Consider the following 12,435-nt stretch of genomic DNA (forward strand, 5'->3'; position numbering starts at 1 on the left):
GATAGCGCCCTGCCGCTACGCGAAAGATAGACTGCCGTGAGCACCACATTCGAATCCATGGGCCTGAACAAGGCCCTGCTGCAGGCCCTGGCCTCGACCGGCTATACCAAGCCGACCCCGATCCAGGAAAAGGCCATCCCCGACGTCATGGCCGGCAAGGACCTGCTGGGCATCGCCCAGACCGGCACCGGCAAGACCGCCGCCTTCGCCCTGCCGATCCTGCATCGCCTGGCCGAAAACCGCATCGCCCCCAAGCCCCGCACCACGCGCGTGCTGGTCCTGAGCCCCACGCGTGAACTGGCGACCCAGATCGGCGACAGCTTCAAGGCCTACGGCGCGCACCTGGGCTTCCGGGTCGCGGTGATCTTCGGCGGCGTGAAATACGGCGGTCAGGAGCGGGCCCTGCAACAGGGTCTGGACATCCTGGTCGCCGCGCCGGGCCGTCTGCTGGACCACATTCAGCAGAAAAACCTGGATCTGTCCTCGACCGAAATCTTCGTGCTGGACGAGGCCGACCAGATGCTGGACCTGGGCTTCATCAAGCCGATCCGCCAGATCGTCTCCAAGATCCCGGCCAAGCGCCAGAACCTGTTCTTCTCGGCGACCATGCCCGGCGAGATCGGCAAGCTGGCGGGCGAGCTGCTGAAGGACCCGGTCAAGGTCCAGGTCACGCCGCAGTCGACCACGGTGCAGCGTATCAGCCAGTCGGTCGTCTATATCGAACAGGGCCGCAAACGCGCCCTGCTGACCGAGATGTTCTCGGATCCCGAATACACGCGCTGCCTGGTCTTCACCAAGACCAAGCACGGCGCCGACAAGGTCGCGGCCTATCTGGAAGCCGGCGGCGTCGAGGCCGGGGCTATCCACGGCAACAAGAGCCAGCCCCAGCGTGAACGCACCCTGGCCGCCTTCAAGGCCGGCAAGCTGCGCGTCCTGGTCGCCACCGACATCGCCGCGCGCGGCATCGACGTGGACGGCGTCTCGCACGTCGTGAACTTCGAACTGCCGCACGTGCCGGAAAGCTACGTCCACCGCATCGGCCGCACCGCGCGGGCGGGCAAGGACGGCACCGCCGTCAGCTTCGTCGCCGGCGACGAGATGAAGCTTCTGCGCGACATCGAGAAGGTCACGCGCCAGAAGATCCCGGCCATCGACCGCCGTAACGACAAGGCCCTGGGCCAGCTGGACGCCACCATCATGGCCACCGGCGTCGGCAAGAAGGCGACGATGCCGGAACGCGAGGGCGGCGAGCGCAACGAGGGCGGCCAGGGACGGGGCGGTCGCGGCCGTCGCGCGCCACACCGCGAGGGCGTGCGTCCGGAAGGCGGCGGCCAGCCGCACCGCCAGCGTCGCAACCGCCCGGGCGAAACCCCGGCGGCCCCGCGTCCCGAGCGCGCCTACAACCCCCTGGCCGGCGAGCGCGTCCCCTCGATCAACGACAACGTCAAACCGGCCGAGGGCGAAATGAAGCGCCGCCCCCGTCGCCGCCCGTCGAACGGCGGCAAGGGCTACGGCGGCGCCGCCAAGGGCTGAGCCTGAGGATCGGGGAGCGTTTGCTCCCCGACGCCTTCATGTTGAGACAATAAAAAACGGCGGCTCCTGCAAAGGAGCCGCCGTTCTTATGTCAGCCGGTGCTGAGCGGAACTTAGAAGTTCCAGGTCGCGCCCAGCGAGAAGCCGACGCCCGAGCCTTGCGCTTCGCCGCGCAGGTTCGAGATGACCAGGCCGTTGCCATAGACGTCGCGGGTGTCGTTGATCGTCGCGGTGTCGATGTCGATGTAGGTGACGGCGCCGTCGAAGGTCATCGAACCGATCGTCTTGGACAGACCGGCGGCGTAGAGCCAGCGGTCGCCGTCCGGAATACGGGCGGTGCGGTGATCGTCCGAGGTCGGGGTCGGGTCGTAGCCCAGGCCGGCGCGGAAGGTCATCGAGGGATCGATCTTGTAGTCGAAGCCGATCGCGCCGGTGGTGACGTCGTCATAGTCCTGAACGATGGTCGAACGGCCGTTCGCGCCATAGGTCACGCGGATAGCGTCGAACTCGCTCCAGCCGATCTGGTTGACCTGGGCGTTTAGCGTGAGGCGATCGTTGACGGCGTAGCGGGCCGAGACGGTGGCGTACCAGGGCGTGTTGAAGCTGGCCTGGCCGTCGGCCGAAACGTTCGCCGCAGCCAATGCGCCAGTCAGGCCGGAGATGTTCACCGAGCCTTCCAGTTCGTGCTCGATCTTGGAGCGGTACGACAGACCGAGGTCCAGCTTGCCGAAGTGCATTTGGGCGCCGGCGTTCCATCCGTAATCCCAGCCGTCGCCTTCGAGCTGGTTGCGGCCGTCGGTGGCCGAGGGGATCAGCACCAGCGGAGCAACGCCAGCAACGGTCGGCAGGTTCGGCAGCGCCGAGGACAGGGTCGCCTTGGCGTACTGGGCGTCGAAGCCGGCGCCGATGTCCAGCCAGTCAGTGACCGTCATGGCGGCGACCAGGCTGACGTTGGCCGAACGCAGTTCCGACGTCAGGGCGTCGTAGCGGGCGAAATCAGGCTGCTCGTATTTGGTGGTGAAGTTGTAGGGCGCCTGGACGGCCAGACCGACGTTGAAGCGGTCGCCGATCGGCATGGAGACGGCGAAGTTCGGCACGATGCCGCTTTCGACGACGTCGTGGACATGCGGGTCGCCAGCCACAACGGTTGAGCCGCTGAGGATGGTGCCGGCCGGGAACGGCGGCGTCGGGGCAGGCAGGTTGTAGCTGAGCGTGGAGCCGCGGTTGTCGACGTCGGAGTCCAAGATCAGGCCGTGCATGCCGACATAGACTTCGCGCTGGGTTCCGGCGATGGCGGCGGGGTTCCACCACAGCGACTGGACGCCTTTGTCGGCGCCGACGCCGGCGTTGGCGCGACCCTGGCCGCGGGTCGATTGTTCTTGGACATAGAAGGAGCCGGCCATGGCCGGGGCGGCGACGCCGGCCAGCAGGGCGGTCGTCAGGGCGATCCCGCCCACGCGGGCGAAGTTCCTGGAGGTCATTTCATACACCTAAGTAAGCGCCGGCCGCATTACGCGCGGTCGATCAGGGGAGGAGCCCTCTCAGCGTTCGCGGCGCGAAAGCGTTGCGGGCAAGGCCCCCATCGGACCGGAAACAGGCGAAACCGTGGCGCCTGAGCCGCACACGATCACGGCTTTGCGAGGTTACGCAGCGGCAACATCGATGCCCAGATTACGCAGTTCTGCGATCAAATCATGCGCCGCCGCACGGACATGATCGGCGTTGCGGCCACGAATAACCAGATGGGTTCCCATCTCGCCGACGCCGCCATGGCCGAACGGATAGCTGCCGAAGGACAGGTCGCGGTGCTGATTGGCCGCCGCCCGCAGCACATCGGCCACCGCCCCCTCGCCCACGCCGGTGACCTTCAAGGTTTGGACATGAACGATGGCGCCGGTGCGCAGGCGTGGGGCCACGTCTTCCAGCATGGTCTGCATGATCTTGGGCACGCCGGCCATGACGAAGACATTGCCAATCTGGAAGCCGGGCGCATCGGTGACCGGATTGGCGATCAGAACGCCGCCTTCGGGGATGCGCGCCATGCGACGGCGCGCGGCGTTGAACTCGTCGCCATAGCGGCGCGACAGGATCGCCAGCGCGTCGGGATGTTCAGGCAGGGCCACGCCGAAAGCGGCCGCCACGGCGTCGGCGGTGATGTCGTCATGGGTCGGACCAATACCCCCGGTGGTGAAGACATAGTCCCAGCGTGAGCGGAGGGCGTCCAACGCCTCGACGATCCGGCCGTGATCATCGCTGACAACCCGCGCCTCCAGCAGGTCGATCCCCAACGCCGCCAGAAAGCGGGCGATGGTGTTGGTGTTGGTGTCCTGGGTCCGGCCCGACAGGATTTCGTCGCCGATGACCAGGACGGCGGCGGTCGGGCCAGAGCGGTCGGTGTCAGCGTCGGTCATGCGGGAATCCGGGGGCGGGCTTGAGGTTTCATGCTATAACGCCCATCTGCGGCGAACGGATTGCGCCGTATCCCGCCTTTTGCAGACCGATCGCCCCATGTACGAAACGCCCGAACTCGAAACCGACGTCCTGGTCCGCTCCAGCGCCATCCGCATCCATGAGGCGGAAGACTTCGAGGGCATGCGCAAGGCCGGCCGTCTGGTCGCCGAGGCGCTGGACATGATCGCGGCGCATGTGAAGCCGGGCGTCCTGACCAGCACGATCGACGATCTCGTGCGCGAGTTCACCCTGGACAACGGCGGCCTGCCCGCCTGCCTGGGCTACAAGGGTTACGAGAAGACCGTCTGCACCTCGATCAACCACGTCGTCTGCCACGGCATTCCTGGCGACCGGGTGCTGAAGGACGGCGACATCGTCAACATCGACCACACCGTGATCGTGGACGGCTGGCATGGCGATTCCAGCCGCATGTATGCGGTGGGCGAGATCAATGCGCGGGCCAAGAAGCTGATCGACGTGACCTATCAGTCGCTGGATCTGGGCCTGGAACAGGTCAAGCCGGGCAACACCTTCGGCGACATCGGCTATGCGATCCAGAAGTTCGTCGAGGCCCAGCGCATGAGCGTGGTGCGCGACTTCTGCGGTCACGGCATCGGCCGCATTTTCCACGACAGCCCCAACGTCCTGCACTACGGCCGTCGCGGCGAGGGCGCGGTGCTGAAGCCCGGCATGTTCTTCACCGTCGAACCGATGGTGAACCTGGGCAAGCCGCACGTGAAGGTGCTGTCCGACGGCTGGACCGCCGTGACGCGCGACAAGTCCCTGTCCGCCCAGTGCGAGCACACCATCGGGGTGACGGAAGACGGACTGGAAATCTTCACGGCGTCTCCGGCTGGGCTGTTCCGGCCGAACTGAACCCTTGATCCCCAATCGCAATACGCACAGGTTGCGTTGAGCGGGAGGGATCATGCTCGACGACAAGGCGTCCGAAGTCGGCGACAAGCCCAAGCCGCGCCACAGCGGTCATCGCGACCGGCTGCGTGAGCGGGCGGCGAAGGGGGGCCTGGGCGCCCTGCCCGACTATGAGTTGCTGGAACTGCTGCTGTTTCGCAGCGTGCCCTACAAGGACACCAAGCCGCTGGCCAAGGATCTGCTGGCGCGGTTCGGCGGGCTGGAGGGGATCGGGGCGGCCAGCCATGAGGCGATCGAGGATCAGGTGGCGCGATCGATGGGATACGCCGTCGGCAAGGCGACCCGGGCGGTGGCGCTGGACCTTCAGCTGATCTTCGACGTGACGCGGCGGATCGCGAAGGAGCCGACGGCGAAGCGCCCGGTGATCTCGTCCTGGACGGCGCTCCTGGCTTATGTCCGGGTCGCCTTGCAGCACGAGCCGCGCGAGCAGTTCCGGGTGCTGTATCTGGACAAGAAGAACCAGCTGATCCTGGACGAGGTGCAGAACCGCGGCACGGTCGATCATGCGCCCGTCTATCCGCGCGAGGTCGTGCGGCGCGCGCTGGAGTTGTCGGCCAGCGCCCTGATCCTGGTGCACAATCATCCGTCGGGCGATCCGACCCCCAGCCGCGCCGACATCGAGATCACGAAACAGGTTGTGCAGGCCGGCCGCGCCCTTAACGTCGAGGTTCACGACCATCTGGTCGTCGGCCGCGACGGGGTGGCCAGCTTCAAGCAACTGGGCCTGATGTGACCGACAGGATTCTGACGACCGAGCGACTGGTGATGAGCCCCGTCTTGACCGACGATTTCGACGATCTGCTGACCCTTTGGGCCGATGAGGATTTCACGCGCCACATCATGGGCCGGGCGCTGGGGCGCGAAGAGGTCTGGTTCCGGCTGCTGCGCGATCTCGGCCATTGGGCGGCGATGGGCCATGGCAACTGGACGGTCCGGCTGAGGGACGGCGGCGCCTATCTGGGCAGCGTCGGGGTGTTCGACTATCGCCGCGAGCTGGAGCCGCCGTTCGATGCGCCGGAGCTGGGCTGGGGCGTGGCGCCGAGGTTTCAGGGGCGGGGCTATGCGGCCGAGGCCCTGACGGCGGCCCTGGATTGGACCGACCGGAGGCTGGAGGGGCGAACCGTCTGCATGATCTCGCCCGAGAACCTGGCCTCGCTGAAGCTGGCGGCGCGGGTGGGTTATCGCCCCTATGCGACGACGACTTACAAAGACCAGCCGGTCCAGTTGTTCGAACGCCCCCGCCGCGCGCCGTAGGTCGGCATTAAGGATTATCGGGCAAACTGGCGTCCAACGAAGTGTGAGTGCCCGCCATGCCCATGTCCGTGGAAACGCTGCGCCAGCATCTGGTCGAAGCCTTCGCCGACGCCGAGATCGAGATCGAGGATCTGGCGGGCGACGGCGACCACTATCGCGCGCGGATCGTGTCGAGCGCCTTCGCGGGCCTGCCGCGTGTGCGTCAGCACCAGATGGTCTATGCGGCGCTGAAGGGTCAGATGGGCGGCGAACTGCACGCCCTGGCGCTGGAGACCTCCGCGCTGGCCAAGGAGGGCTGACGGCCATGCGCTATCGCCCCTTCGGCGTCTCCGGCTCCGCCATCTCCAACCTGACGCTGAGTTTCGGCGCCGACGTGCTGAAGCGCGGGCGCGAGGCCGGGCTGGACCTGCTGTATTCGGCGCTGGAGGCCGGGGTGAACAGCTATCGGCTGGAGACCGCCGACCCGGTGGCGGCCGAGGTGCTGGGCGAGGCCCTGTCGCATGTGGATCGCAAGCTCGTCTACGTCAGCCTGATGCTGGGCGCCGGCGACGGCCGCGACCAGCAGCGCGACTTTTCGGCCCAGGGGATGACGGCGGCCATTGATCGGGTGCTGCACTTCTCGGGCCTGGGATGGATCGACGTGGCGGTGCTGCACGAGCCGGGCGAGACCGAACTGGCGCAATCGTCGCTCAGCGCGCTGAAGGCCATGCGCGCCACCGGACGGATCAAGCTTTTGGGCATCGCCGGCGGCGGCGACGTGATGGACGCCTATGTGTCGACCGGGGCGTTCGACGCCCTGCTGACGCCGTTCGACATCAACGCCGACTGGAAGATCCGAAACCGCATCCGCTCGGCGCGCGAGCAGGACATGGCGGTCTTCGCCTACGATTTCTACGCCGACCGGCGCGCCCGAGCGCCCGATGCGCCGATCTTCAAAAAGGGGCTGTTCGGCTTCGGCAAGGACAAGCGTCCCGTCGATACGCCCAAGAAGGACGCCTTCGGCTTCCTGTACCGCACCCAGAACTGGACGGCCGAGGCGATCTGCCTGTCCTACGTGCTGACCGACCCGTCGGTATCCAGCGTGATCGTCAATCCGACCGACACCGATCGGTTGGCGACATTGGCCGCCGCGCCCGAGCGGGACATGCCGCCGGGCCTGGCCGCGCAGATCGAGATGGCGCGCGTCGTGGCCAATCAGGCGGCCTGACCAGCCCCAGCGGCTGTGCAGAACGTCGCGGACGCCTTGACCGCGCCCGTTCGGCTCCCTAGCTGACGGGCTTCACGAAAGGCCCTTATCCGTGACCGACACCGCCCAAGCCGCCGATCCCGTTCACGCCTTCATCGGCGAAACCGTCGCCCAGAACGACGTGGTTCTGTTCATGAAGGGCACGCCGGACCAGCCGCGCTGCGGCTTCTCGTCCCTGGCGGTGCAGATCCTGGATCATGTCGGCGCCGGCTTCGTGGGCGTGGACGTGCTGCAGGACGAAGCCCTGCGCGAAGGCATCAAGAGCTTCACCGACTGGCCCACCATTCCGCAGCTCTATGTGAAGGGCGAGTTCGTGGGCGGATCGGACATTATCCGCGAGATGTTCCAGGCCGGCGAACTTCAGGCCCTTATGGTCGAGAAGGGCGTGCCGCTCGGCGAGGCCTGATGGCCAGGAAGACCCTCACGCCGCGCGAGGACCGCGAGGTCTTCGTCGTGCCGCTGGACGTGCGGCCCGAGCACATCGACGCCAACGGCCACGTCAACAACGTCGTCTATGTCGGCTGGCTGCAGGATGCGGGCACGGCGCACTGGAACGCGCGCTTCGACGAGGCGACGCGGATGAAATGGTCGTGGGTCGCGACCCGGCATGAGATCGACTATCTGCGCGGCATCGAGCCGGGCGCCGAGGGCGTGGTCGCCCGCACCTGGGTCGGCGATCCGCAGGGACCGCGCTTCACCCGCTATGTCCGCATCGAGGACGCCCAGGGCCGCGTCTGCGCCCAGGGCGTCACCGAATGGGTGCTGGTGGACGCTGCGACCCTGAGGCCGCAGCGCATTCCGCCAGACATGCTGGTCGTGTTCGAGACGCCTACTTCAGCGGATTGAGGATCCGGGCCGGCGTGCCGGGCTCCAGGCCCAGGTCGGCATAGGTCCAGCGCAGCTCGACGCCGTCCGGGACCAGGGCCTTGCACAGGTCCTGTTTGGTGCGGCGAAGCGTGATCTCGGCTGGCGAGCCGTCCGACACCGACAGTTCGAAATCCGACGCCTGGGTGCAGCCGTTGGAATCGACGCGCGCCCCCAAAGCGCCGTCGGCGAACCGGGCTTCGCGGATGGCCTCGGCCGGCGGGGCGTCGTCGCGGCGCAGGTTCACCGAGACGTTTTCGCCCGCGTCGCTGTCATAGATGACGCAGGCCGACAGCAGCGGCGCGACCAGGGCCGCGATCGCCAACCCCTTAATCATCGGGCCCTTGACCAGGCTGCGCATCACTGACCCGAGGCCGGCGCGGTGATGACGCGCGTGGTCGGCTTTTCAGTCGAGACGATGATACAGCCCGACAGCAGCGGGGCGGCGATGGCGATGGCGAGAGCGAGACGAAGCATTGGTGTGTTCCCCAGTTGAAGCTTGACCCTTTTGTGCCGCGTGGGCCGGGCGTGCACACGTGAATAATCGGAAAGCTGGGTGAACAATCGGAAAGGATCGGGGTTGAACGTGACCGCAACCGCCATAGCTACAGTCCCCCCTCTCCTGCCCCACGGATCGTCCTTCATGAGCCAGCTGTTCTCGCCCCGCGCCGTCGGCCCCCTGACGCTGAAGAACCGCGTCGCCATCGCGCCGATGTGCCAGTATTCGGCCATCGACGGCGTGCCCCAGCCCTGGCACGTGCAGCATCTGGGCCGACTGGCGATCTCCGGCGCGGGACTGGTCATTGTCGAGGCCACGGGAGTCGAGGCGGCGGGACGGATCACGCCGGACGACACCGGCCTGTGGAACGACGCGCAGGAAGAGGCCTTCGCCCGGATCATCCGCGACATCCGCACCTACAGCGACACGCCGATCGGCGTCCAGTTGGCCCACGCCGGACGCAAGGCCTCGACCAGCGCGCCGTGGAAGGGCGGCGGCGCGCTGAAACCCGAAGACGGCGCGTGGGAAACCTTCAGCGCCTCGGCCGAACCGTTCAAGGATGACTGGCACACGCCGACCGCCATGACCCCGGCCGACATGGACCGGGTCGTCGCCGCATTCGAAGACGCCGCGCGGCGCGCGGACCGGGCCGGGTTCGATCTGGTCGAACTGCACGCCGCCCACGGCTATCTGCTGACCCAGTTCCTGTCGCCGGTGTCCAACCACCGCGCCGACGAGTTCGGCGGATCCTATGAGAACCGGGCGCGCTTCCCGCTGCGGGTCGCCCAGGCCCTGCGCGACGCCTGGCCCCGGACGAAGGCGTTGGGCGTGCGCTTCAACGGCTCGGACTGGGTCGAGGGCGGCATCGCCTTGGACGAGGTGACGGCCTTTGGTCAGGCGCTGCACGACATGGGCTATGACTATCTGCACCTGACGTCGGGCGGGAATGTCGCGCGCGCCGACATTCCGGGCGGCGAGCCGGGCTATCAACTGCGGTTCGCCCAGGCCGTGAAAGCGGCGACGCCTGAGGCCGATGTGATGGCCGTCGGCATGATCTTCGATCCGCAGCAGGCCGAAGAGATCGTCCGCTCCGGTCAGGCCGACTTCATCGCCATCGCACGCGCGGCGCTGGACGATCCGCACTGGGCGCACCATGCGGCCGTCGCCCTGGGTGAGGATGAAGGCCTGCCGGTGCAGTATCGCGGCGCCGCCAAGGGCGTTTGGCCCGCCTATGATCGCGCCAACACCCCCGCCTGATCAGGCGGCCTTTTCCATCGAAGGGTCGACGGCCCACAAGACCCGTGCGGCCGCCTGGACTTCCGCCTCGGCCGTCTTCTGGGGGCGGCCGAGCAGATAGCCCTGGACCTCGTCGCAGCCCTGGTCGCGCAGGAAAGCCAACTGCTCAAGCGTTTCGACGCCCTCGGCCAGGACGGGGATATGCAGGCTCTCGCCCAGGGCCAGGACGGCGCGAATGATGGCGGCCGACTGAGGTCCGCCGTCCAGTTCGGACATGAAGGAGCGATCCAGCTTGATCTTGTCGAACGGGAAGGCGCGCAGGGTCGATAGCGACGAATAGCCGGTGCCGAAGTCATCCATGGCGATGGAGACGCCCAGCAGCTTCAACTGACGCAGGACGTGGGTCGTGCGCTCCATGTCGGTGATCATGGCTGTCTCGGTGATCTCCAGCTCCAGCCGCGACGGCGACAGGCCGGTCTCGACCAAAACCTGATGCACCAGGCGCGGCAGGTCGACGTGGCCTAGCTGCACCGGCGACAGGTTGACGGCGATCTTGTGCGGTTCGGTCCAGCTGGCGGCCTCGGCGCAGGCGGTGCGCAACACCCATTCGCCGATCGGCAGGATCAGGCCGTTCTCTTCGGCCAGAGGAATGAAGTCGGCCGGCGAGATGAAGGTCCCGTCCGGTTGGATCCAGCGCAGCAGCACCTCGTAACCCGTGATGTCGCCGGTATCGACGGCGGCCTGCAGCTGCCAGTTCAGGCTGAACTGGCCCTGATCCAGGGCCTCACGCATCTGTTGAGCCATGCGGCGGCGATTGCGCACCGCCTCGTCCATCTCCTCCTCATAGAAGCAGACGTCGGTCCCCAGCGAGGCCTTGGCGCGGTACATCGCCAAGTCCGCGTCATTGATCAGGGCCGACGGGTCGTGGGCGTCGTCGGGCCAGATCGCGATGCCGGTGCTGAGGCCGCAGGCGACCTCGGCATGATCCAGCACGACCGGGGCGGTGACGGCATCGCGCAGGCGCGCGACCAGATCCAGGGCGTCGTCCTTGTGCTGGATCGGCACGACGGCGACGAACTCGTCCCCGCCCAGGCGCGCGATGAATTCGTCGTGGCGCAGGCAGGCGCGCATCCGTTCGGCGATCTGGATCAGCAGTTGGTCGCCGGCGGCATGACCGTGAACGTCGTTAACCTCCTTGAACCGGTCCAGATCCATGGCCAAGAGGGCCACCTTGTTCGGAACGGTCAGGTCGGCGGTCTGGCGCGTCAGCCATTCCAGGAAGGACGAACGGTTGGGCAGGCCGGTCAGGCCGTCGTTGCGCGCCAGATGGGCGATGCGACGCTCCTGCGCCTGACGCATCCGCAGATCGCGCACGGCGTAGATCATGATGTGATCCATACCGCAGTCGCGGCGCACGGCGATCTCGACGGGGATGTCCGCCCCGCCTTCGGCGATCAGTTTGGACTGGCTCAGGCCGTTGACCGCCAGATCGGCGACGCCGGCGATCCAGCGCGACAGCGGTTCGCCGATCAGGGCGTGGTGAGGGACGCCCGCCAGATCGGCGAAGGCGGCGTTGGCGGCCAGGATGACGCCGTCCTGTTCGACCACCATGCCATCGACGCTGCCTTCGATCAGATGATCCAGGCGCGCCTTGGCCTGAAGCCGGGACTGGACGTCCAGGGCGTGGCTGGCGACGCCGGTGCCCAGCATCATCAATCCAACGGCGGAGACGGCGAAGGCCAGGACCAGATTGGTCGATCCGACAGCGCCCATATCGACCAGCGCGCCGACCGGCACGATCGTCATGGCGGCCATGCCGGTGAAATGCAGGGCCACGATGCCGAGGACCATCAGCACGACCGGAACGACCTTGCCGGACTGCCGGGCGCGATTGAACGCCAAGGCGCCCAAGACGACCGCCCCCGCCACGGAGGCGACGACATAGGCGGCCGACCAGTGGATGACGGCGTCGGTCGCAAAGGCCGCCATGCCGGTATAGTGCATGGCCACCACGGTCAGGCCGAACAGCACGCCGCCGATCTCGGCCGAGGCGGGCATCCGGCGCGAAGCCACCCACAGCGCCAGCGCGCTGCCGGCGATGGCGACACCCAGGGACAAGCCGGTCAGGACGGGGCCGTAGCTGATGGTGACGCCGGGCTCATAGGCGATCATCGCCACGAAATGGGTGCACCAGATCGTCGCCCCGGTTGCCACCGCACCCATGAAGGCCCAAGCCAGACGCGTGCCCTTTTCGGCGGCGCGCAGGCGGCGATACAGGCGGAAGGTGATGATCGAACCGATCAGGCACAGGCCGGCGGCCAACGCGACGAGCCAGAGATTGTGGTCGTCGGTCAGGCAGGTGAGAAAGCGCATGAAGCTACAGACCTTGGGAGGACGGTCTGTCGTCGTAGCGGACGTTG

The 12,435-nt window shown here is 67.2% G+C and carries 13 protein-coding genes; 9 read left to right on the forward strand and 4 right to left on the reverse strand.

Annotated elements, in window-relative coordinates:
- The first annotated feature begins 36 nt into the window (after window positions 1–36).
- Window positions 37–1,533 (forward strand): DEAD/DEAH box helicase, encoded by a 1,497-nt coding sequence (locus tag PFY01_RS14240; protein WP_420197026.1) that lies wholly within the window; start codon window positions 37–39, stop codon window positions 1,531–1,533.
- A gap of 112 nt (window positions 1,534–1,645) precedes the next feature.
- Here the strand turns inward: PFY01_RS14240 and PFY01_RS14245 are convergent, their stop codons facing one another.
- On the reverse strand, window positions 1,646–3,013 hold the full coding sequence (locus PFY01_RS14245; protein ID WP_271041772.1) for an OmpP1/FadL family transporter: 1,368 nt from the start codon (window positions 3,011–3,013) through the stop codon (window positions 1,646–1,648).
- A gap of 162 nt (window positions 3,014–3,175) precedes the next feature.
- Complete coding sequence (locus tag PFY01_RS14250) at window positions 3,176–3,943, reverse strand: competence/damage-inducible protein A (protein WP_271041773.1); 768 nt, start codon at window positions 3,941–3,943, stop codon at window positions 3,176–3,178.
- A 97-nt stretch (window positions 3,944–4,040) separates the two neighbouring features.
- Here PFY01_RS14250 and map point away from each other — a divergent pair, with 97 nt between their 5' ends.
- The 7 genes from map (at window position 4,041) to PFY01_RS14285 (ending at window position 8,262) form a co-directional block, all read left to right on the forward strand.
- Window positions 4,041–4,859: a type I methionyl aminopeptidase gene (gene map, locus PFY01_RS14255; protein ID WP_271041774.1), complete on the forward strand. Its 819-nt coding sequence runs from the start codon at window positions 4,041–4,043 to the stop codon at window positions 4,857–4,859.
- Between the two features lie 52 nt (window positions 4,860–4,911).
- Window positions 4,912–5,649: a RadC family protein gene (gene radC / locus PFY01_RS14260; protein ID WP_112863607.1), complete on the forward strand. Its 738-nt coding sequence runs from the start codon at window positions 4,912–4,914 to the stop codon at window positions 5,647–5,649.
- A complete protein-coding gene (locus PFY01_RS14265; protein WP_271041775.1) occupies window positions 5,646–6,170 on the forward strand; it encodes a GNAT family N-acetyltransferase in 525 nt (174 codons plus the stop codon). The genes radC and PFY01_RS14265 overlap by 4 nt, the downstream gene beginning before the upstream one ends.
- 56 nt (window positions 6,171–6,226) lie before the next feature.
- Window positions 6,227–6,469 (forward strand): BolA family transcriptional regulator, encoded by a 243-nt coding sequence (locus PFY01_RS14270; RefSeq protein ID WP_271041776.1) that lies wholly within the window; start codon window positions 6,227–6,229, stop codon window positions 6,467–6,469.
- A 5-nt stretch (window positions 6,470–6,474) separates the two neighbouring features.
- Complete coding sequence (locus tag PFY01_RS14275; protein ID WP_271041777.1) at window positions 6,475–7,377, forward strand: oxidoreductase; 903 nt, start codon at window positions 6,475–6,477, stop codon at window positions 7,375–7,377.
- A gap of 91 nt (window positions 7,378–7,468) precedes the next feature.
- Window positions 7,469–7,822, forward strand: coding sequence for a Grx4 family monothiol glutaredoxin (gene grxD / locus PFY01_RS14280; RefSeq protein ID WP_017504696.1), 354 nt, complete (start codon window positions 7,469–7,471; stop codon window positions 7,820–7,822).
- Window positions 7,822–8,262 carry an acyl-CoA thioesterase gene (locus tag PFY01_RS14285; protein ID WP_271041778.1) on the forward strand — a complete coding sequence of 147 codons (441 nt, stop codon included), beginning with the start codon at window positions 7,822–7,824 and terminating at the stop codon, window positions 8,260–8,262. Before grxD ends, PFY01_RS14285 begins: the two co-directional genes overlap by 1 nt.
- Here PFY01_RS14285 and PFY01_RS14290 read toward each other — a convergent pair.
- Complete coding sequence (locus PFY01_RS14290; RefSeq protein WP_271041779.1) at window positions 8,246–8,641, reverse strand: hypothetical protein; 396 nt, start codon at window positions 8,639–8,641, stop codon at window positions 8,246–8,248. The genes PFY01_RS14285 and PFY01_RS14290 overlap by 17 nt on opposite strands.
- 282 nt (window positions 8,642–8,923) lie before the next feature.
- Here PFY01_RS14290 and PFY01_RS14295 point away from each other — a divergent pair, with 282 nt between their 5' ends.
- Complete coding sequence (locus PFY01_RS14295) at window positions 8,924–10,036, forward strand: NADH:flavin oxidoreductase/NADH oxidase (RefSeq protein WP_271041780.1); 1,113 nt, start codon at window positions 8,924–8,926, stop codon at window positions 10,034–10,036.
- Here PFY01_RS14295 and PFY01_RS14300 read toward each other — a convergent pair whose 3' ends face one another.
- Window positions 10,037–12,388: a bifunctional diguanylate cyclase/phosphodiesterase gene (locus tag PFY01_RS14300; RefSeq protein WP_271041781.1), complete on the reverse strand. Its 2,352-nt coding sequence runs from the start codon at window positions 12,386–12,388 to the stop codon at window positions 10,037–10,039.
- Between the last annotated feature and the right edge of the window lie 47 nt (window positions 12,389–12,435).

This window comes from Brevundimonas vesicularis, from assembly GCF_027886425.1.
GTDB lineage: Bacteria > Pseudomonadota > Alphaproteobacteria > Caulobacterales > Caulobacteraceae > Brevundimonas > Brevundimonas vesicularis_C.

Excerpts from the sequence above, each read along its gene's own strand:
- PFY01_RS14245 (WP_271041772.1), bottom strand. The coding sequence starts at position 3,013 with ATGACCTCCAGGAACTTCGCCCGCGTGGGCGGGATCGCCCTGACGACC.
- PFY01_RS14250 (WP_271041773.1), bottom strand. The coding sequence starts at position 3,943 with ATGACCGACGCTGACACCGACCGCTCTGGCCCGACCGCCGCCGTCCTG.
- map (WP_271041774.1), top strand. The coding sequence starts at position 4,041 with ATGTACGAAACGCCCGAACTCGAAACCGACGTCCTGGTCCGCTCCAGC.
- radC (WP_112863607.1), top strand. The coding sequence starts at position 4,912 with ATGCTCGACGACAAGGCGTCCGAAGTCGGCGACAAGCCCAAGCCGCGC.
- PFY01_RS14270 (WP_271041776.1), top strand. The coding sequence starts at position 6,227 with ATGCCCATGTCCGTGGAAACGCTGCGCCAGCATCTGGTCGAAGCCTTC.
- PFY01_RS14275 (WP_271041777.1), top strand. The coding sequence starts at position 6,475 with ATGCGCTATCGCCCCTTCGGCGTCTCCGGCTCCGCCATCTCCAACCTG.
- PFY01_RS14285 (WP_271041778.1), top strand. The coding sequence starts at position 7,822 with ATGGCCAGGAAGACCCTCACGCCGCGCGAGGACCGCGAGGTCTTCGTC.
- PFY01_RS14290 (WP_271041779.1), bottom strand. The coding sequence starts at position 8,641 with ATGCGCAGCCTGGTCAAGGGCCCGATGATTAAGGGGTTGGCGATCGCG.
- PFY01_RS14295 (WP_271041780.1), top strand. The coding sequence starts at position 8,924 with ATGAGCCAGCTGTTCTCGCCCCGCGCCGTCGGCCCCCTGACGCTGAAG.
- PFY01_RS14300 (WP_271041781.1), bottom strand. The coding sequence starts at position 12,388 with ATGCGCTTTCTCACCTGCCTGACCGACGACCACAATCTCTGGCTCGTC.